We start from the raw sequence: 20,073 nt of genomic DNA, 5'->3' as shown, positions 1-20,073 counted from the left end.
ATTTTCTTAAATTTGTGCGAATCTAAAACGTAAAAATGGAATCCAAAACGGAAAAAATATTAATTACAGGTGCCCTGGGACAAATCGGTACCGAATTGACCAATAAGTTAGTTGAAATACATGGCGCCGAAAATGTAGTTGCCTCCGGCCTGGACCGTTGGGACAAAAATCTGACCTCTGCGGGTTACTACGAAAGAATGGATGTGACCAATACGCAGCTGGTTCGCCAGGTGATTAAAGATTATCAAATCACCACGGTTTATCACTTAGCTTCACTCCTTTCGGGAACTTCGGAAAAACAACCATTGTTTGCCTGGAAACTAAACATTGAACCGTTACTTCAGTTTTGCGAAATGGCAAAAGAAGGTTTGATTCAGAAAATTTTCTGGCCCAGTTCTATCGCCGTCTTTGGAACAGGAATTCCGAAAGAAAATGTAGGTCAGGATGTTGTTCTAAATCCGACAACCGTGTACGGAATCTCTAAAATGGCAGGCGAAAAATGGTGTGAATATTACCATACCAAATTTGGAGTTGATGTTCGAAGCATCCGTTATCCCGGTTTGATTTCCTGGAAAACACCTGCGGGTGGCGGAACCACAGATTATGCAGTAGAGATTTTCTATGAAGCGATTGAGGAAGGGAAATACACGAGCTTTATTTCGGAGAATACGGGAATGCCAATGTTATATATGGATGATGCGATTAAAGCAACCTTAGCTTTAATGGAAGCACCAAAAGAAGATTTAACCGTGCATACTTCTTACAATTTGGGAGGAATGTCTTTTACTCCAAAAGAATTAGCGGAAGAAATCAAGAAAGAAATTCCTGAGTTTACGATTGATTACAAACCCGATTTCCGACAGGAAATTGCCGACTCCTGGCCCGCTTCCATTGATGATTCTGTGGCGAAAAAAGATTGGGGACTTTCCTACGACTTTGGAATCACAGAAATGACAAAAGATATGCTAAAGAACCTGAAGGTAAAATTGGGAAAAAACTAATCTTGTCCGAAACAGTTTAAGATTCATTCGTGAATTAGAATACTTCTTCAATTAAAACAATCTGCAACTTCAAAAGGATATTCCTGAAGATTTTGCAGATTTTTTTTATACATTCACCTCCTATCAAATTCCAAAAATGATTTTATTGACATTTAACATTGTTGATTCTGATTCTTCTTTTAAAAAAAGAGAGGCTTTTAGTGCTGCAGAAAAGTTAGAAATAACCATACAGAATACGAATTCGATCTTACGAAGTCTGGAAAACGCAGAAATTCTGGCGACCTTTTTTATCGAAATTTCTTTGGTATCCCGATTAGAAAAACTAATCAAAAAGATCGTGACGAAGGGTCATGAAATCGCTTTGTTAAGCATTGATTCGCCAATAGAAAAAATTGAGGAGGCTAAAATGATGACCGAAGACTGGATTGGCAAACAAATACGTGGCATCAGACTTCCCGATCATATGATCAGTTTTAGTGACTTACACCATTTGCGTTTTACCTACGCTTCTCTGAACGAAGACACCGCACTGATTTTTCCCCTTCGCCGTTTTGAAAGGAAAGCGCCTTTTACAGAACAGAGTGGTTTAACTATTTTTCACGAAAGTATTTCAAGATATTCACAAATTCCGTACAGTGATTATATTTTTCAGATCATGCCACTCGCCTTCTATCAAACGATGGTCATTGAAACCATTAAAAAAGATGAGTTTGTTCTTATTTATCTGAATTCATGGCAGTTCACCGATTTTGAAAAATATAATTTCGCACTTCCTTTTCATAAAAAATACAAAACCGGTAAAAAACTTCATGACCGTCTGGAGCATTTTCTGGATTGGATGAATGAACAGGAAATTGCGTTTTCCCGAATTAAAGATTTTGCGCTGTAACCGCATCTATCAAACATTTCCTAATATTCTAATTTTACATTATATTCAGTGATATTATATATTAAATAAAGAATATTAAATATTTATACGTTTTCTTTGTTTAATTCATTTCGATTTTCTAATTTTGAGGTAAGTTTAATTAAAAACCTTATCATTATGAAAAAAATTTTACTGGTTGCCTCATTTTTGGCAATACCCCTGTTTGGAACCGCTCAGGTTTTCCAAGAAAATTTTGATGGAGCCAGCCCCGGATTCGCGGCCTGGACTTTAATTGATGTAGACGGTCTTACTCACGATCCTACTGTGGGAGAGTTTAACGCAGGAGCCTAGATTAGAAAAGATCGCGGTGGTGCCATTCCAAACTATGGCGGGCCCGACGGCAATTTTGCCGCAATGAGCTCTTCCTGGTACAGTCCTGCCGGAACATCAAATGACTGGCTAATTTCTCCCCAGATTACTTTACCCGCCGATAACACATTTATTCAGTGGGATGCTAAAGCACAAGATCCCGATTTCAGCGATGGCTACAAAGTAATGTTATCGCCTAACGGCGGAAATGCTGTTTCAGATTTCACCGTTGAACTTTATAATACCGCGTCTGAAAATTCTACATGGGTTACGAGAGAAGCAAATCTGAACGCCTATGCCGGGACTACGGTCCGTATCGCTTTCGTTAATAATTCAAGTGACAAATTTGTCTTATTAATCGATAATATCCTTGTTAACCTTGCGCCTACTGCACCACCTGAATGCCCTACTCTTGTCGCACCAGCAAATGCAGCAACCGCAGTTCCCTATTTAACTCCGGTAACTTTATCTTGGACTGTAGCAGCAACAGGAACTGCAGCAAGCAGTTACGATGTATATTTAGACACTTCTGCAAATCCTACCACCTTAATAGGAAACGTAACAGGACTTAGCACTACCGCTACAGGCTTATTACCTTTAACAACCTATTACTGGAAAGTAGTTGCGAAAAATGGCGCAGGTGAAGCCACCGGCTGCAGTGTATTTTCATTTACAACGGAGGCAAATCCGTACGCTCCATACTGTGGACCGCTTGTAATGTCACTTACTACAGAACCAATTACCTCTGTTAAGTTCGCAGGAATAAACAATACAAGTCCGGCCAGCACAACTGGCACTCCAGGTCATGAAAACTTTATTTCCACTACGGGAACTGTAAATCAGGGCGGCTCTTACCTCATGGAGTTACAAGGAAACACCAGTGGACCTTATACCAACAGATTTGTGGTATTCATTGACTGGAATCAAAACGGAGTATTGAATGACGCCGGTGAAGTTTATGAAATTACAGAATTGCTGATTAATTCAACTGGAACAGATGGTAAAACAGTATCACAAACGCTTGCAGTACCTGCCGATGCTTTACTTGGAACTACCAGAATGAGAGTGAAAAAGATCTTCGGATCCACAAACTTTCTTGATCCTTGTGCAGGCGCTTCATTCGGTCAGGCAGAAGATTACTCTATTTCTGTAGGTGGATTAGCAGTTTCAGATGTGAAAAGATCTGAAGTTAAAGTTTATCCTAATCCTGTTGTAGATATCGTGAATATCGAAGCAGCTGATAAAGTAAAATCTGTTCAGGTATATGATCTTACAGGTAAAGTAGTTGCTTCTCAAACTTTGAATGCCGTTAAAAACCAAGTTAATTTAAGCAAATTAACTCCTGGAGTTTATGTAGTAAACATTCAAACTGAAAAAGGAACACAATCTGTGAAAATTGTTAAAAAATAATCATTTCAAATTTTTTATAAAAAGAAAGGTCTGCAGATTTGCAGGCCTTTTTTGATGATTAAAAATAACGTCAAATTACCATCATTTCTTTTTAAAAATGATAATTTTGCAAAATGCACCGACTTTATCTTTTACTTCGTGGATCAATCAAAGCTTCTTTCGATAACATACGAAACGAAAAACTGAAACTTAATCTACTTCAGGCAATCCCATTTTGGATCGGTTCATTTATAACCGGGATTTTCGCAGTCCTTTATGCGCAGATCTTTCAATGGGGAGAAAACCTCATGCACGCTATGATGAAGTGGCACAGCTGGCTGATTTTTATCGTAGCACCTGTCGCATTTGTTCTGTCCTGGTGGTTGGTCAAAAGATTTTCTCCTTATGCTAAAGGTAGCGGAATACCGCAGGTAATGGCCGCTGTAGAATTAGCAAATCCTAAAGAACACCGCAAAATATCTCATTTGCTCAGTATTAAAATAATGATTTTCAAAGTCCTTTCCTCCGTAATCCTCGTTATCGGTGGTGGTGCAGTCGGGCGCGAAGGTCCAACCATACAGATCGCAGGTTCGGTTTTTAGAAAAGTGAACGAATTTCTGCCGGAATGGTGGCCTAAAATCTCAAAGAAAAACATGATTATGACAGGTGCTGCCGCGGGACTCTCCGCTGCATTTAATACCCCGCTGGGCGGAATTGTATTTGCCGTGGAAGAACTTTCAAAAACTCATATCAACTATTTTAAGACTGCTTTGTTTACGGCGGTTATTATTGCGGGATTAACAGCCCAAACGTTTGCCGGATCCTATTTATATCTGGGCTATCCGAAAACCAGCGACATTAGCATTCTGATTATCTTTCCTGTGATTCTGGTTTCTGCTGTTTCCGGAATTTTCGCCAGTCAACTCTCCCGAATAATGCTTTCCATCAGTGCCTGGAAAAAAAATCTAAAAACAGATCGCGCCAATATTATCTTTCTCGTCATTTCAGCTTTGATTATTGCTTTTTTAGCATACTTCATCAACGAGGAAATTTTGGGTTCCGGAAAAGGAATTATGGAACGCATTCTCTTTAGCGACAATAAAAATGAAGACTGGTATATGCCACTTTTCAGAATGTTGGGTCCGGCACTTTCCTTTACCTCAGGTGGCGCAGGTGGAATTTTTGCGCCTGCACTTTCTGCCGGTGCAAGTATCGGTTCGGTAATTGCGGGCTGGATCAGTTTGACACCTCACGAAACCAACGTCGTCATCTTAACGGGCATGGTCGCCTTTCTTACGGGGATCACGCGCGCACCTTTCACCTCGTCTATCATTGTGCTGGAAATGACCGATCGCCACAGTCTGATTTTTTATCTGATGCTGGCCGGAATGGTATCCTCCTTAATTTCCCTTTTGGTGAGCCGTCACTCCCTATATGACCAGCTAAAAGACCTATATTTGGAAGAGGTTCGAAAAGAATAAGGAGCACGAAAACCTGATTTTCTGCCACACGCAGACCCGTTTTCCGCTATATCCCCGACCAGTCGGGGGATGCCGCTTCAACCGTGGCTAAAATAAAGTTCCCGATTTATTTTCACTTATTCTTGAAATAATCTTAAAAAAGAGGCTTTAATAGGTTCATTATCTTGCATGTTACAAAAAGAAGTTATATTTTTGCACCTCGAAATAATTAACAAAATTCATTAACATTATGAACAATTACGAAACTGTTTTCATTTTAACTCCCGTTCTATCTGATGCTCAGGTGGAGGAAGCAGTGAAAAAATTTGAAGATTTACTAAAATCTAACAATTGCGAAATCGTTGCCAAAGAAAATTGGGGACTGAAAAAATTAGCTTATCCTATTCAATTAAAAAAGAATGGATTTTACACTTTGATCGAATTCAAAGGTGAAGGAACTGTAGTTGCAGATTTAGAACTTGCGTACAAGCGTGACGAGAGAGTGATCCGTTACCTTACTACAAAACTTGACAAACATGCGATCGAGTATGCAGTAACAAGAAGAACAAAAGTGAAAACTGCGAAAGTTTAATTTTTAACCCTAAAAAACAAAAAAAGTTATGGCAATAGATGATATGGCTAAACAAGCCTCAGCAGGTGGAGAATCAGAAGTAAGATTCTTAACTCCAGTAGACATCAATACAAAATCTGACAAAAAATACTGTCGATTCAAAAAATACGGAATTAAGCATGTTGATTATAAAGATGCTAACTTCCTTCTTCAGTTCGTAAACGAACAAGGTAAAATTTTACCAAGAAGATACACCGGAACTTCTTTAAAGTACCAAAGAAAAGTTTCTGCTGCAATCAAAAGAGCAAGACACTTGGCAATGATGCCTTATGTTGCGGATCTTTTAAAATAAAAATGCGGTAAGCAATAAGCTTTGTGCCTGTGCAGATCGCTATAACAGTTGCTGAATAATTATTAATTCTAACGATTTTTAGAGAACAGATCAATCATCTTTTTTCTGAAATTAAAAACGGACAACAACAATGGATATTATCTTAAAAAAAGACGTAGAGAACTTAGGACTTGAGTTCGACGTAGTAAGTGTAAAACCTGGATACGCAAGAAACTACTTGTTACCAAAAGGAATTGCACTTTTGGCTACGCCAAAAAATAAAGCAAACTTAGCGGAGACTTTAGAAGCTAGAAAAGAGGAAGAAGCTAAATTAGTTGCTGCTGCAAATGCGGTAGTTGATCAATTGAAGAAAACAAACATTACTATTGCAACCAAAGTTGGTTCAGGTGATAAATTGTTTGGTTCTATCAACAATGCAAACCTTTCTGAAGAACTATCTAAAGTAGGAGTACAAGTTGATAAAAAATACATCAAAATTCCTGGAAACAATATCAAAAGAACTGGTAAGTTTTCAGCTTTGGTTAGACTTCACAGAGATGTTGAGTATAACTATGAGTTCGAAATCGTTTCTGATGCACCACCGGTTGTAGAAGCTCCTAAACCAGCTCCAAAACCAAAAGCAGTTGAAGAAACTGAAACTCCGGCTGAAGAAGCATAATAGTTTTTCAATTATAATAAATCCGATATCATTTAGTTGATATTGGATTTTTTTTGCGCAGTTCTCTCCTGGTAATATCATTAAAGGGAAATTTAGAGTTGTTATTTTGTACGTTTCAACAGACTTCCATTCCTTTTATTCTCTCGGGCTTAAGTAATGCTTTAAACGTCACATTTTAAGATAATAGAACTAGATGTGAACTATCGAAGTTATAATAGAAATATGTTATATCATTAACGCTGTCCAGATCTAAAACCTTGACACGATTTTTCAAAGCAAAGACATCCGAATAAGACCCTCTAAAGTTTTTTAGCAACCATGAATTCCGTTTTCCCGGATTGGAACACGTTCATCGTCAGACAAGAAAGATAACGTCAAATACACCGATCAAAAAAATTAAGATCAATTCAATTTTGCACGGAAATAAATTCCATTCGATAACGAGAAAGGATGTCGTCTAAATAATGCTACAAAAAGCTAAAATTAAATTTCCTTCCAGCGAAATTATAACTCGCTTAATTAAGGGAAAAGAAGAGTTCAAAAACGAGTCACAAAAAAAAGAACTTCAGGAATCTCCTGAAGTTCTTTTCAAATAATCTAAAAATTTTAATAGCGACTTGCCGGTGTTTTTACATTTCCTAAAATGTCTGGGAAATAAAAATCAGCCAAGTGTTCAAATTCATCACCACGCATAAACATACTCGCGTCAACTTCATCATAAGAAGATCTTCCTGCAGCTGCAATAAGCTCATTACACGTACGCAAAGTATTCTTGTGGAAATGATATACTCTTTCACTCTTATCGGTCACATCCAGTCCTTTAATCAGCATTTTATCCTGTGTTGCTACACCGGTTGGACATGTATTGGTATTACAACGCAAAGCCTGAATACAACCCAGTGCAAACATAAATCCTCTCGCATTATTACACATATCTGCTCCCATTGAAATAGCACGCAGAATATCTAAGGACGTAAGGACTTTACCACTTGCGATCACTTTCAGTTTGTCACGCACATTGAAATTAAGCAAAGTTCTGTTCACAAAAATCAATGCAGGTTCCAAAGGCATTCCTACTCCATCAGAAAACTCTGGTGGCGCAGCTCCGGTTCCCCCTTCCGCACCATCTACGGTAATAAAATCCGGATAGATTTTCAACACATTCATTTGCGCACAGATATCTTCAAACTCTTTTGTATCTCCAATACATAATTTAAAACCAACAGGTTTCCCATCAGATAATTCACGTAATTGCTGTACAAACTTCAGTAAACCTGCAGCATCTGAAAAAGCAGAATGTGAAGGCGGCGAAATAATCGTCAGTCCTGGTTGTACGTGTCGGATAGCAGCAATCTCCGGGGTGTTTTTAGAGGCAGGTAAAACTCCACCATGACCAGGTTTTGCACCTTGTGAAACTTTAATCTCGATCATCTTTACACTTGGTAAAGCCACATTCTTTTTAAAGATCTCGGGAGAAAAGAATCCGTGGTCATCTCGACAACCAAAATATCCAGTCCCAATCTGCCAGCACAGATCACCACCCTGCAAGTGATACGGTGAAATTCCACCCTCGCCGGTATTGTGATAGAAACCTCCTTTTTTAGCTCCTTTGTTTAAAGCAATTTGAGCGCGGTCACTTAATGATCCGAAACTCATCGCGGAGATATTAAATAAAGAAGCTTCATACTTTTGCGTACATTGATGGTTCCCCACCAATACTTTTGGCAAATGCTCAGAAGGCGATTTCGCATAGATTGAATGCTTAATTCCTTCATATCTTCTGTTATTGATATCTAATTGTGTCCCAAAAGGCACAGTGTCGCTCAGGTTTTTTGCACGTCTGTAAGCTGCAGATCTTTCGTTTCTTGGAAAAGGCTTACCATCTGTTTCTCTTTCAATAAAATACTGCTGCATTTCTGGAGAAATCTCTTCGAAAAAATAACGGAAATAACCCAATACCGGAAAATTCCGAAGAATGGCATGTTTCGTTTGAAAAGTGTTGTAGAGGCCAAGCGCGTAAATACAACTTAATAAAATAGGGATCCAATAATGGGTCTTGATTAATATCGAAATCGCCCATGTAACTACCAAAAGTACGATTCCCCAACTAATGAATTTTTCTCTCATTATAAAATATATTATTTACGCACAAAATTAGCGATAATAAACCGACAAAAAAAACCACTTTCGAGGGAAAATGGTTTTTTATAGATCTTTTTTTTGAAGCTTTCAATTGTACCAAAATTCATCATTTTTCTACCTTTCTTTTGTCAAAGGATTTAATATAACTATAGGTTTTAATTTTTATGTCCTATAACCACACCAAAATTTTTGGCGTACAATTTGACTACATAAAAAATATCCAAATAATTTAAGAATGAGAACAAATACTATATTATTGGCAACCATGGCGGTTGCAACCATCGGGACTACAGCACAATCATGCGTTGCACTTGCAACTTCAACCGTTGGAATTGCTGTTTTAAAACAGGTTTTGCTTGGTGGAATCAATAAAGGACTCAATATTTTTAGCAACAAAGACAGTTTTTTAGCAAATCAACTGATTGATGCTGCACTACCGAAACAACTGCGTGACATCAACAGCACTTTACAAAAGGTGGGTTTAAATAATTTAGTGGTAAAAGAAAAAGAATATATTGCGCAGGCAGCAGCCTTTACGGTCGATACGTCGCGTCCTATATTAATAAATGCAGTTAATTCTTTGACCGCAGAAGATGCAGCGAGAATAGTACAAGGCGGTTCCGGAGTTGCCACTCAAATTTTAAGAGAGAAAACTTCTACCCAATTGATGGCAGCAATTGCGCCGAAAGTTGATGCTAAACTAAATGAGTTTGGACTGGTTCAATCTTTAAATTCTGCTTTATCCGGTACTAATCTTTTAGGATCCATTTTAGGAAATCAAAATACAGCAAATATTGCAACGAATGGAATCAGTAAATTTGCCGCACAACAAATGGTGGACGGTCTTTTTAATATTATTGAAAATCATGAACAGCAAAATGCAAACACCATTATGAATTCATTAAAAGCAGCAAAATAAAAAAGTTATTTTTAACTATATTTGAATTCGGATTTCTGATCCGAATTTTTTTAATTTAAATATTACCCCATGTTAAATATTATAGGACAGGAAGACAATAAAAATCCGGAAGAATTTTACGCTTCATTAAAAGAGAAATTAGATAACACTCACAATTTTCCGGAAGAATATCTCTTTAAATTCATTCTTACCACTGAAGAATCAAAACTTACAGAAATCTATCGGGTTTTCGATGATATCAAATTTACCCTTACGACACGTGACAGCAAAAAAGGAAAATATACGGCACTAAGCATCAATGCTTTTGTTTTGGATGCTGATCAAGTGGTGAGTATCTATAAAAAAGTGGGCGCAATCGAAGGAGTAATGATGCTATAAATTTAACGAATGACTATTTTAATAACCGGCGGAACAGGACTTGTTGGACAACTTTTAGTTGAAAAGCTGAGGGAAAGAAGGCATGAAGTTCGAATTCTAACACGCAAAAAGAGTGATGATCCAAAGGAATTTTACTGGAATATTGCAGAAAAGGAGATTGATGACAAGGCTTTTCAAAAACTCGACGCCATTATTCACTTAGCAGGTGCCACCATCAGTGAACGCTGGAGCGACGCGTACAAAAAAGAAATGTATTCCAGTCGTGTCGATACGGCGAATTTGCTATTGGAACGGTGTAAAAAAAATAACGTTCATTTAGAGTCATTTATTTCCGCGTCAGGCATTAATTATTATGGAACTTTTACTTCAGATCAAATACTGAAAGAAAGCGATGGTGTTGTGCAGAAAGATTTTTTAGCAGAATTGTGTGTATCTTGGGAAAATGCAGCAAACAAGTTCTCCACTGTTGCAGACAGGGTTGTTTGTTTGAGAACGGCTATGGTTTTGGCAAAAAATGGTGGTGCTTTTCCTTTATTAAAGAAATTGGTCAATTTAAATATGGGTTCCGGTGTAGGTTCAGGCAATCAGTGGATGAACTGGATCCATGTGGATGATTTGGTCAATATGTACGTTTTTGCAATCGAAAACCAAAAGATGAATGGAATTTACAATGCTGTGGCAGATGATGTTCCGACGAATAAAACCTTTATGAAAGATTTAGCGAACGCTTCAGACAAATTTTTTCTTCCCTTTAATGTTCCGAAATTTGTTTTAAAATCGGTCTTGGGAGAAATGAGTTCCATCATTTTGGAAGGGACACGAGCAAATAACAAAAAAATCAAATCGCTGGGATTTGATTTTAAATATAATCATGTGAAAGAAGCTTTTAAATCGCTTATTTAACTTTCAATAAAAAACTTAGCAACTTCGACCGGGCGACCAATCATAGCAACTGAATCCTTAATTAAAATCGGACGCTGTATCAGCGATGGATTTTTTAGCATCACCTGAATCCATTCATCTTCGCTATATTCTTTGTCATAATAGAGATCTTTGAATTTTTTTTCATTCTTGCGGATCAGATCTTTCGCGGCCATTCTAAGTTTTTTCAGAACTGTTCTCAATTCCATTTCACTTAACGGGTTCTGAATAAAATCAATGATTTCAAAGGGCACCCCATTTTCATCAAGATATTCCAGAATTCCGCGACTTTTGGAACACGAATTATTATAAAGAATTTTAATCATTTTTTTTGAACTAAAGAAGTTAGAGGTGAATATGTTTCATTCATTGGACTATTTTTTTCACCACTCTTTAATGGTAAATTTTAAAATAATCCGTGCAGTTCTGTTTCAATTCTTTCCAGAATTAATCCGAAATCTTCCGGTCTTTCCACGAAATCTAAATCATCAACTTCTATGATTAAAAGTTTTCCCTCATTATAATCTGAGATCCACTTTTCGTACTTCTGATTGAGTTTAGAGAGGTATTCGATGGAAATCGAAGCTTCGTAATCACGTCCGCGTTTGTAAATTTTCTTCACTAAATTGGGAACATCTGATTTTAAATAGATGAGCAAATCCGGTGCCGAAACAAAACTCTTCATCAGATTAAAAACGGAAGAATAATTCTGAAAATCCCGGTCCGTCAGCAAACTCATATCATTTAAATTCTCTGCAAAAATATGAGCATCTTCATAAATAGTACGATCCTGAATAATATTTTTGCCACTTTCACGGATCTCTTTTACCTGTTTAAAACGGCTTCCCAAAAAATAAATCTGCAAGGCAAAACTCCATTTGCCCATGTCGGCATAAAAATCTTCTAAATAAGGGTTATGATCTACATCTTCAAACTGCGCTTCCCAACCGTAATGTTTTGATAACATTTTAGTTAGAGTTGTTTTGCCAGCGCCAATATTTCCTGTAACAGCAATATGCATTCTTAAAAGTGAATTATAAAGTGAATGAATAAAAGGTAATTAAAAAGGAACTTGTCCGCCTTTAATCAATCTTTTTTTGAATGGGGTAAAGATAAAGTTTGTTGTCTTTGATAACAAAATAAGCAGCCGAGTTTTTATCCACAATTTGGGAATTATCTTCCTTAAATATTGTTTCTAATTTATTTTCTGAAATTTTCTGAATTTGATTTAAGGAAATAACCATAACAATACCGTTCTCACGACGAAGCTTTCGCACATTTTCAAGAATAAGATCGACCTTTTTTTCCGCATTTAAATTATAGATGAGCAGCTGATTTCTGTAGAGTAAGTAGACGTTTTTTTCATATACCAAAAGATCCAGGAGCTGATCAACATCTACTCTAAAAGGGAAAGAATTTACTATTTTATCATCCCGAAAATTATATTGAATTAGATTTTTCGTACTTTCATCCAACAACCAGGCTTGCTGTAAATCTTCTACATACGCGGCCTTAATAAATCCAAACTTCTGGCGAAAATTTATGGTTTGTATTTCATTTAGATTTTGATCAAAAAACCGAAGCTCTTGCGCATTTTGAGAAAATGACGGAACATTTAAAGGATTTTGAACATTCTGAATCTTAAACGGCAAAGGGAGCATCAACTTGGCTTTTTGATGACCAAGTGAATCATATTTCGCAAAACTGAAATCCTTCTTTTGCTGCAGGTAAATGTTACCGTAATCGTCTGCAAACAAATCATTAGCCGTTCCTAACTTTAAGGTATCAAATGGGAGAACCTTCTGCGCAGAAGCCGTACAGAAAATGAATAAGACTAAAATATTAAATAAATTTTTCAATGACTTACATATTTTTCAAATGACCGGCTCGGCTATATAAAAATTAATACTATTTCTAAAAATACTCCATTTTTAGTACGAAACAATATTTCTCCCCACCCTTTTAACTTAAAATTATTTTATAGCCACTTCGTAAATTTTTGGCCATAACTTCCCGGTGATGAGCATATTTTCTCCTTTAAAGGCAATTCCGTTTAAAACATCATCGTTATCAGTGGTATGTAGTTTTGCAATTTCGGTAAAATCAAATTTGCCAACTACTTCACCATTAGCAGGATTAATTTTTAAGATAATTGGTTTCTGCCACACATTGGCATAAATAAATCCGTTGTGATATTCCAGTTCGTTCAATTGATCATAAGCTTCTGTATTTCCTGCAACCGAAATATAACGCACCATTTTCGAAGGATTGTTCGGATCTAAGAAATAAATGTTCTTTGTTCCATCAGATGCGATCAAATTTTTACCATCATAAGTTAAACCCCAGCCTTCACCCATTACGTTCGGGTAATCAAACTGTCTAAGAAGTTTCAAAGTGCTTTTATCATAAACAAAACCGATCTTATTTTGCCAGGTTAACTGATAAATTTTATCACCAACTATGGCGCAACCCTCAGAAAAAATATCTCCTCCCTGTGGCGTTTCTGCAACCGGAGTTGTGGTTCCCAATTGATATTTCATAATTCGGGACTGGCCGATCTGACCTTCAGATTCATAAATCATATTCCCTTCAATTTGAAATCCTTGCACGAAATTTTTGGGATCATGTGGGTACTCTTTTATAATTTCATAAGTTAAATTGGCTTCTGGATTTTTTGCAAATACATTAATGGTCGCATCCTGCGTTAAAATTTCGCCGCCTTTTTTCTTGATATTAAAAGTAACTGCATTATCTCCCAACGTGAAAAACTGGGGATCAACAACTAACTTGGAAGTCTCTTTGTCGCCAAAACTAATGGTGATACTTTCTGCATTGTCCATCACTTCTTTCGGAAGTTCTAAGGCATCGCCGAAATGATACCCTTTACTTTCCATAGAAAGATTGTAGTCATTTAAGGTATTAAGAATTTCTTTGTCTTTATTACATGAAATAAGTAAAACAAAGCAAAAAAGCGTGGAAATAATTCTGAGTTTCATTCAATAAATTTTGTCAAAAATACTGAATTTTAATAATACCTCACGAGTGGAATTTTAAAGAGAAAAAATGTGAGGTAAATAATAATTATATTTGTTTCTCTTATTCTATATAATATGAAAAAAACAATAGCTGCCTTCCTGTTAATTTCAGGATTTTACTCTGCCCAGGTTTTTACAAAAGCCGACACCCTGAAAGGAGCCAATACAAACTATAGGAATTTTTGGGATGTAAAAAAATATGAAATTTCAGTGGAGGCAAAGTTTGAAGATCAATCGGTTTCCGGGAGTAATAAAATCACCTTTGAAATTACAAAGAACGTCACAAATCCAGTTTTTCAAATTGATTTGCAGCAACCCATGACTTACCATATCGTCGATTCTGACGAAAAACTGTGTTCTTCAAAACGCGACGGCGATTTCATCTTTATTGAAACAAACAGGACCTACAAAAAAGGCGAAATTCATCATTTTACGGTTCAGTTTTCCGGAACACCTATCATTGCTAAGAATGCACCGTGGGATGGTGGATGGGTTTTCAAGAAAGATAAAAACGGGAATCCCTGGATGTCTGTCGCACAAGAAGGAATTGGCGCCTCGGTTTGGTTGCCAATTAAAGATATTTGGAGTGATGAACCCGATAATGGAATGATCATGAAAATTATTACGCCAAAAGATTTAGTAGGTATCGCAAACGGTCGATTGATCGATGAGGCTTTTATTAACGACAAAAAAATCTATACTTGGGAAGTTAAAAACCCCATTAATGCCTACTCTATTGTTCCTAATGTGGGGAAATATGTCAATTTTAAAGAAACATATGAGGGTGAAAAAGGACCCTTGGATTTAGATTACTGGGTTTTAGATTACAATTTAGAGAAAGCTAAAAAGCAATTTCAGCAAGTTAAACCGATGATCAAAGCTTTTGAATATTGGTTTGGGCCTTATCCTTTTTATGAAGATTCTTATAAACTTGTTGAAAGTCCTTATCTCGGCATGGAACACCAAAGCTCAGTGGCTTACGGTAACAATTTCGAAAACGGGTATTTAGGTCGGGATCTTTCCGGAACAGGTGTCGGCCTGAACTGGGATTTCATCATTATCCATGAAAGTGGTCATGAATGGTTTGCCAATAATGTTACCGCGAAGGATCAAGCTGATATGTGGATTCATGAAAGTTTTACCAATTATTCCGAAACATTGTTCACCGAGAATTACATGGATAAAAATTCAGCTGAAAAATACGTTATTGGTATCAGAAACAACATTGAAAATAAAAGTCCGATTATTGGTAAATATGGTGTGAGAAACGAAGGAAGCGGTGACATGTATTATAAAGGCGCAAACATGATTCATACCATCCGCCAGATTATCAATAATGATGAAAAATTTCGACAGATCCTAAGGGGTTTGAACAAAGAATTTTATCACAAAACCGTTACCACAAAACAAATTGAGAATTATATCAGCGAAAAATCTGGAATTGATTTTTCCACTGTTTTTGATCAATACTTAAGAACCATTCAAATCCCGACTTTAGAATATTCTCAAACAGGAAAAATTTTTAAATATCGATATGCCAATGGTGTAAAAAACTTAAAACTACCAATCAGAATTAATGGAAATCAGGAAATTAGTCCGACAGAAAAGTGGCAAACTGCTACTCTTTCTTCCGAACAACCCGTTCAGTTTGATGCAAATTATTATATCTTTTATTCTGAAAAATAAGTTGTAGATCCGCTTTATTTGCTATTTAAAAGCCACTTTAATTGAAGTGGCTTTTTGAGTAGATTTCTAGTTACAATTCAGAACATCTGAAACCTTTAATCTCTGACTTCCCGTATTTGCAGGGACTGCGACATCATCAGACGGGATATAAGATACAGAGGTCATGGTATTTGGAACATATATTCTCACGGTCATCTGTCGGTAACCGTGCGGTTGGTATGAAGTCCAATATCCCTTTGGATGTAGACCCCAAGTTCCGTAAGAAATTTCAGAAGTTATAGGATTTACGCCGGTTAACAAGGCTAATTTTTAAAACTCTGAATAACTTGAAGAAGAAGAAGAAGAACTGAAAAAACTTCTGATCTTATTTTCTGCCTCCAGAACCATTTGAACCGATTGTGGTAAGTTACTTTTGGCTTTATACATTACGCTTGCAGGAACAAAATCTAAACCCATTTTTGATAAGCTAAGCAACTCACTTTTACTTAAAAGTCTGGTGGCAGCTAACTGTAGATCCGGACTCATATTTTTAAAGCTTGATTTTGCGATAATGCCCCAAACCAAGGCCTGTACTTTTTCCTGAGGAATATCCTGATTTTGATACCAGTTTTTGATTAAAGAAGCAACAAGGTCTTTTTTCTGACCTTTCAGCGGTGCATACAAATAGCCATCTCCTTTACTGGGCGCGTACGTTCCCGCGTGTAAACAAAAACTTTTAAGTTCAATGGTATAAAAGCCAGGTTTTAAAAGATAACCTTCCGAGGGAGAAAAGGCAACATTACAAAGCTTGGTATAATTTTCATTCTTCCCGAAGTCAGGACTTTTAATGTCGACTTTATTGCAATCTTTAAAATTGGTGGTAATTGCTTCTGTCGTTATGGCTCCGATTGCTTTGTCACCTATCAGATGTGTGGCTTGATCTTTTACTTTATCTTTTAAAATATCAAAAATTTGGGCGTTGGTAAAAGAAGTGCTGAGCAAAAAAAGAAAGACTAAATTCTTCATGATCAATTGGTTATTAGTTATTGAAGACTAAATTATGCAATAAAATCAAGAATAATTAAAAATACTAACCCGTATTTTCACCCAAAAACCAAAGCACTCTCATCAAATACTGCTAATCTTAAGAACTTCTCATCGAGATACGAAAAGTAGTTCCCGCGCCGACTTCTGTAAGTGCAATCTTAATATCGCCTTTATGATATTCCTTTATCACGCGTTTCGCCAAAGACAAACCTAATCCCCAACCTCTTTTCTTGGTAGAATATCCAGCTTTGAAAGCATTTCGTGCTTGATAATTCGTCATACCGGAACCCGAATCTTTAATATCGATAATAATATTTTTATTCTTTTCGTAGAGTTCTATTTCAAGTCTGCCTTCACCTTTCATCGCGTCTACAGCATTTTTAACAATATTTTCAATAACCCAACTTAAAAGAATTCTACTGTGCGGAATCAAAACCTGCTCTTTCGGTAAAACCAACATAAATTTTACCTTTTTAGAAATTCTTGATTTAAGGTAATCATAATTTTGCTGCACCGTTTCATTGATATTTAAATCATTGAGTTCGGGAACAGAGCCTATTTTCGAAAAACGTTCAGAAATCGTTTTGAGGCGGTTAATGTCATTTTCAATTTCCTTTACGCCTTCACTGTTTTCATTTTCCATCCGCAGAATTTCGATCCAGCCGATCATTGATGATAAAGGAGTTCCGATCTGGTGGGCGGTTTCTTTTGCCAGCCCGGCCCAAACATAACCTTCATCTGTCTTTTTAATGGTCCGCAGAAACCAGAATGAAAAGGAAATATACGCCAGAATCAGCAATCCTAAAATATAGGGCGAATACCGCAAATTATTAAGTAAATTGGAGTTGGTATAATAAACATACTGGTTATTGTCATCGGGCATTTGTAACTCAATAGGCTTATAAGAATTTTCCATTTTTCTCAGAAGCGCCTGCATTTTTTTTGGATCATTCTGAATATGTTCGGGAATATTTCGTTGAAAATCGTACCCCAGCGGTTTTTTGTTTTTGTCTGTAACGATAACCGGAATGGTATTATTGGTATTGTTGATCTGGAGGATTAAATCCCAGGTCATAGGATCGTTAATCACTTCTTCCTGTTGATATTTCATGGCCGTTGCGAAAAGTTCAATCCTTTTGATCTCCTCTTTACGCAAATAATCAATTAAAACAATCGAGGCTATCACAACGCCGGCCACTGCTGCAGTAAGCAAAAAATAAATGATCCAGTTATTGAGTTTGGAGAAAACGCTTCTTCTTTTCATACAGTTTAATCCGGAATTATTTTAATTCGTTCAACACTTCGAATAAAGCATTGCTGATATTTCCCCCCTGATAATTATTGATGATAATCGCAAAAACATATTTTTTACCATTTTTTGCCGTATGATATCCCGCGAAAGATTTTGTGTCTTTCATGGTGCCACTCTTCATTTTCATGCCGTTTGCCTGGGTAGGAAAACCCTCAAAAAACTCTTTGAACCAAGGCTGTTTTTGGCTCCACAACAGCGATTGAACTTCGGCTCTGGCGGCGACATAATTCTGCGGAGACAATCCGCTTCCATCTGCAAAATTAATCATCGCAGCGTTGATTCCTCTGGACTTCCAGAATTCTTTTAGATAAGAAATTCCTGCTTCAAAACTCCCTTCATTTTTCTTTTCCTTGCCTAAAGTTTTAATTAAAGTCTCGCCATATAAATTCACACTTTTTCGCATAAACCAAAACACAATCTTATCTAAAGTTGGGGATTTATATTCCATAAGGAGATTGTTTTTCGGAGAAAAGGTGATCTTTTGTCCTTCAATTTTCTGCTGAGAAGTAGCCGTGATTTTCCCCTTGAATTCTATTCCTGCTTCTTTCAGCCATATCTTTATTTCTTCTCCCAAAGTTAATGGTGGATTAGGTGTGGCTCCCGAAACCGTTACTGCTTTTGAAGGCAAAGTACCATTAATAAGCGCCACATCGGAATGCGGTGCGGTAAAGATGAGACTCTGATCAGAACTTCCGCCGGTTCTCACTTCATTTACCCATTTCACATTTGGCAAATCGATATTCGATTTTTTAATATCTCCATTTGCCATCTGCAAATCGAATTGGTTCTCTCGCCAATTTACTCCCCAAACTCCAGCTCCGTAATAGTTTCCAAGGTCATTCCACGGCCATCCACCGGGAACGGTTTGAAAATCAAAATATAAATCGTCAATAATTAAATCCCCCGATATTGAAGAAATTCCTCTGTCCTTTAAAGATTTAATAAGTTTCTGCTTGAAATTTTCCGGCTTATAACCTTCATATCTCCAACTCCCCAAAGTAGGATCACCCGTGGAAGTAATGAACAAATCACCGTTTAAATTCCCGCCGGACAGTGTTCCGGAAAAATTCACAGTTGTTACGTATTGAAAGTCTTTTCCTAAAGTTTCCAAAGCCGCAGCGGCGGTAAAAATCTTCTGAGTTGAAGCCGTAGACAATCCTTTGTTTCCATTATTTTCATAGACAAAATTTCCATTTTCATCTGCCACATAAATCGAGACGTTTGAAGAATATGCAGGACTTGAAGACAGCAACTTTTTAGTGGCAGTTTCTAAACTTTGAGCCACATTTTGAGCAAAATATAATTGAGAAAACAATAGGATAAAGGGAATCAACTTCTTCATAAAAAAAATTTGTTTTCAAATATAAAGAAATATAATTTTTAAAAAGTTAAAAAATTTAACGGTAAAACCACCCAATTTAAAAGAACTGATAAGTAGTTGCCATTTCTCTTGCTTATTTCACAAAAATTTAGTAAACTTTGTACAACTACTTTAAAATACAAACCTATGGCATCTATTATCACCGGTTTATTTAAAAACCAAAGTCAATCAAAAGCAATCGCGCAGGACTTGGAAAGTAAAGGTTTTCAAGACTCCGATTACATAATTTATCTTCACGACGAAAAAATTAGCAAAGAAGTAAAAACTTCCATCTGGCAATCATTCTTTAAAGACAAAACAAAATTGGAAGATGAGAGTTTGGTGGTCAGCGTAAAAGTAAAATCTCCCGAACAAATTGAAATTGTAAATGAGGTTTTTACGAAAAACAATTCTATTCATCAAAATTACTTTGAAAACATAAAATTTCGGGATGCCAAATCCCTACATTATTTAAAAAGAATTGTTTCATTACGCGCAAAATCAGAGATTTATAACTCTCCAAATATGAAGCACCGAGAGTCATTAACAGGAATTAACTCTGAAGTTCTGTTTGGCAAATCCTAAACCGCGAATCTCTGGTGTTACCAAAACAAAGATCCGCACTT

The 20,073-nt window shown here is 36.6% G+C and carries 22 protein-coding genes; 13 read left to right on the top strand and 9 right to left on the bottom strand.

Translation table 11 applies throughout. The features are described 5' to 3' along the window. Positions 1–35: 35 nt before the first annotated feature. The 8 genes from EIB73_RS01755 (at position 36) to rplI (ending at position 6,668) form a co-directional block, all read left to right on the top strand. Positions 36–1,001, top strand: coding sequence for an NAD-dependent epimerase/dehydratase family protein (locus tag EIB73_RS01755; protein ID WP_125022058.1), 966 nt, complete (start codon positions 36–38; stop codon positions 999–1,001). A 136-nt stretch (positions 1,002–1,137) separates the two neighbouring features. Next, positions 1,138–1,890 carry a polysaccharide deacetylase family protein gene (locus EIB73_RS01750; protein WP_125022056.1) on the top strand — a complete coding sequence of 251 codons (753 nt, stop codon included), beginning with the start codon at positions 1,138–1,140 and terminating at the stop codon, positions 1,888–1,890. 156 nt (positions 1,891–2,046) lie between these two features. Further along, positions 2,047–2,220 carry a hypothetical protein gene (locus tag EIB73_RS15000; protein WP_164467844.1) on the top strand — a complete coding sequence of 58 codons (174 nt, stop codon included), beginning with the start codon at positions 2,047–2,049 and terminating at the stop codon, positions 2,218–2,220. A gap of 63 nt (positions 2,221–2,283) precedes the next feature. Beyond that, complete coding sequence (locus tag EIB73_RS01745) at positions 2,284–3,648, top strand: T9SS-dependent choice-of-anchor J family protein (RefSeq protein ID WP_125022054.1); 1,365 nt, start codon at positions 2,284–2,286, stop codon at positions 3,646–3,648. A gap of 113 nt (positions 3,649–3,761) precedes the next feature. Further along, positions 3,762–5,108, top strand: a complete 1,347-nt coding sequence (locus EIB73_RS01740; RefSeq protein ID WP_125022052.1) for a chloride channel protein — start codon at positions 3,762–3,764, stop codon at positions 5,106–5,108. A gap of 229 nt (positions 5,109–5,337) precedes the next feature. After that, positions 5,338–5,679 (top strand): 30S ribosomal protein S6, encoded by a 342-nt coding sequence (rpsF, locus tag EIB73_RS01735; protein WP_125022046.1) that lies wholly within the window; start codon positions 5,338–5,340, stop codon positions 5,677–5,679. A gap of 28 nt (positions 5,680–5,707) precedes the next feature. Beyond that, positions 5,708–6,010 (top strand): 30S ribosomal protein S18, encoded by a 303-nt coding sequence (gene rpsR, locus EIB73_RS01730; protein WP_125022044.1) that lies wholly within the window; start codon positions 5,708–5,710, stop codon positions 6,008–6,010. A 130-nt stretch (positions 6,011–6,140) separates the two neighbouring features. After that, positions 6,141–6,668, top strand: coding sequence for a 50S ribosomal protein L9 (gene rplI, locus EIB73_RS01725; protein WP_125022042.1), 528 nt, complete (start codon positions 6,141–6,143; stop codon positions 6,666–6,668). Positions 6,669–7,274: 606 nt separating this feature from the next. On the opposite strand, the gene EIB73_RS01720 is transcribed toward rplI, so the two are convergent. Beyond that, positions 7,275–8,795, bottom strand: coding sequence for an FMN-binding glutamate synthase family protein (locus EIB73_RS01720; protein WP_125022040.1), 1,521 nt, complete (start codon positions 8,793–8,795; stop codon positions 7,275–7,277). Between the two features lie 250 nt (positions 8,796–9,045). Here EIB73_RS01720 and EIB73_RS01715 point away from each other — a divergent pair, with 250 nt between their 5' ends. From EIB73_RS01715 to EIB73_RS01705, 3 genes are all read left to right on the top strand, one after another. Continuing rightward, a complete protein-coding gene (locus EIB73_RS01715; protein WP_125022038.1) occupies positions 9,046–9,729 on the top strand; it encodes a DUF4197 family protein in 684 nt (227 codons plus the stop codon). A gap of 69 nt (positions 9,730–9,798) precedes the next feature. Next, a complete protein-coding gene (locus EIB73_RS01710; RefSeq protein WP_125022036.1) occupies positions 9,799–10,107 on the top strand; it encodes a DUF493 family protein in 309 nt (102 codons plus the stop codon). A gap of 9 nt (positions 10,108–10,116) precedes the next feature. After that, a complete protein-coding gene (locus EIB73_RS01705) occupies positions 10,117–11,010 on the top strand; it encodes a TIGR01777 family oxidoreductase (protein ID WP_125022034.1) in 894 nt (297 codons plus the stop codon). Here the strand turns inward: EIB73_RS01705 and EIB73_RS01700 are convergent. The 4 genes from EIB73_RS01700 to EIB73_RS01685 all read right to left on the bottom strand — a co-directional run bounded on the left by EIB73_RS01700 (position 11,007) and on the right by EIB73_RS01685 (position 14,024). Further along, positions 11,007–11,354, bottom strand: a complete 348-nt coding sequence (locus EIB73_RS01700; protein WP_125022032.1) for an ArsC/Spx/MgsR family protein — start codon at positions 11,352–11,354, stop codon at positions 11,007–11,009. The genes EIB73_RS01705 and EIB73_RS01700 overlap by 4 nt on opposite strands. Positions 11,355–11,434: 80 nt before the next feature. After that, positions 11,435–12,049: a deoxynucleoside kinase gene (locus EIB73_RS01695; RefSeq protein WP_125022030.1), complete on the bottom strand. Its 615-nt coding sequence runs from the start codon at positions 12,047–12,049 to the stop codon at positions 11,435–11,437. A gap of 61 nt (positions 12,050–12,110) precedes the next feature. Then, positions 12,111–12,887, bottom strand: coding sequence for a hypothetical protein (locus EIB73_RS01690; RefSeq protein WP_125022028.1), 777 nt, complete (start codon positions 12,885–12,887; stop codon positions 12,111–12,113). A 114-nt stretch (positions 12,888–13,001) separates the two neighbouring features. Then, positions 13,002–14,024: a glutaminyl-peptide cyclotransferase gene (locus EIB73_RS01685; protein ID WP_125022025.1), complete on the bottom strand. Its 1,023-nt coding sequence runs from the start codon at positions 14,022–14,024 to the stop codon at positions 13,002–13,004. Positions 14,025–14,138: 114 nt separating this feature from the next. Between EIB73_RS01685 and EIB73_RS01680 the strand changes: the two genes are divergently transcribed. Next, on the top strand, positions 14,139–15,749 hold the full coding sequence (locus EIB73_RS01680) for a M1 family metallopeptidase (protein WP_125022023.1): 1,611 nt from the start codon (positions 14,139–14,141) through the stop codon (positions 15,747–15,749). Between the two features lie 66 nt (positions 15,750–15,815). Here the strand turns inward: EIB73_RS01680 and EIB73_RS01675 are convergent, their stop codons facing one another. The 4 genes from EIB73_RS01675 to dacB all read right to left on the bottom strand — a co-directional run bounded on the left by EIB73_RS01675 (position 15,816) and on the right by dacB (position 19,429). After that, positions 15,816–16,049, bottom strand: a complete 234-nt coding sequence (locus EIB73_RS01675) for a hypothetical protein (protein WP_125022021.1) — start codon at positions 16,047–16,049, stop codon at positions 15,816–15,818. A gap of 9 nt (positions 16,050–16,058) precedes the next feature. Further along, entirely contained in the window at positions 16,059–16,754 is a 696-nt protein-coding gene (locus EIB73_RS01670; RefSeq protein WP_125022019.1) for a hypothetical protein, read from the bottom strand. Between the two features lie 118 nt (positions 16,755–16,872). After that, positions 16,873–18,039, bottom strand: coding sequence for a sensor histidine kinase (locus EIB73_RS01665; protein WP_125022017.1), 1,167 nt, complete (start codon positions 18,037–18,039; stop codon positions 16,873–16,875). Positions 18,040–18,055: 16 nt separating this feature from the next. Continuing rightward, the gene (gene dacB, locus EIB73_RS01660; RefSeq protein WP_125022015.1) at positions 18,056–19,429 is read right to left on the bottom strand and encodes a D-alanyl-D-alanine carboxypeptidase/D-alanyl-D-alanine endopeptidase; all 1,374 of its coding nucleotides are present in this window, start codon (positions 19,427–19,429) and stop codon (positions 18,056–18,058) included. A 165-nt stretch (positions 19,430–19,594) separates the two neighbouring features. Between dacB and EIB73_RS01655 the strand changes: the two genes are divergently transcribed. Beyond that, positions 19,595–20,032: a hypothetical protein gene (locus tag EIB73_RS01655; RefSeq protein WP_125022013.1), complete on the top strand. Its 438-nt coding sequence runs from the start codon at positions 19,595–19,597 to the stop codon at positions 20,030–20,032. The last annotated feature ends 41 nt before the right edge of the window (positions 20,033–20,073 follow it).

This window comes from Kaistella carnis, from assembly GCF_003860585.1.
Taxonomy (GTDB): Bacteria; Bacteroidota; Bacteroidia; order Flavobacteriales; family Weeksellaceae; genus Kaistella; species Kaistella carnis.
Note: the sequence above shows the minus strand (reverse complement) of the source record. Positions and strands in the feature narration are given on the sequence as shown.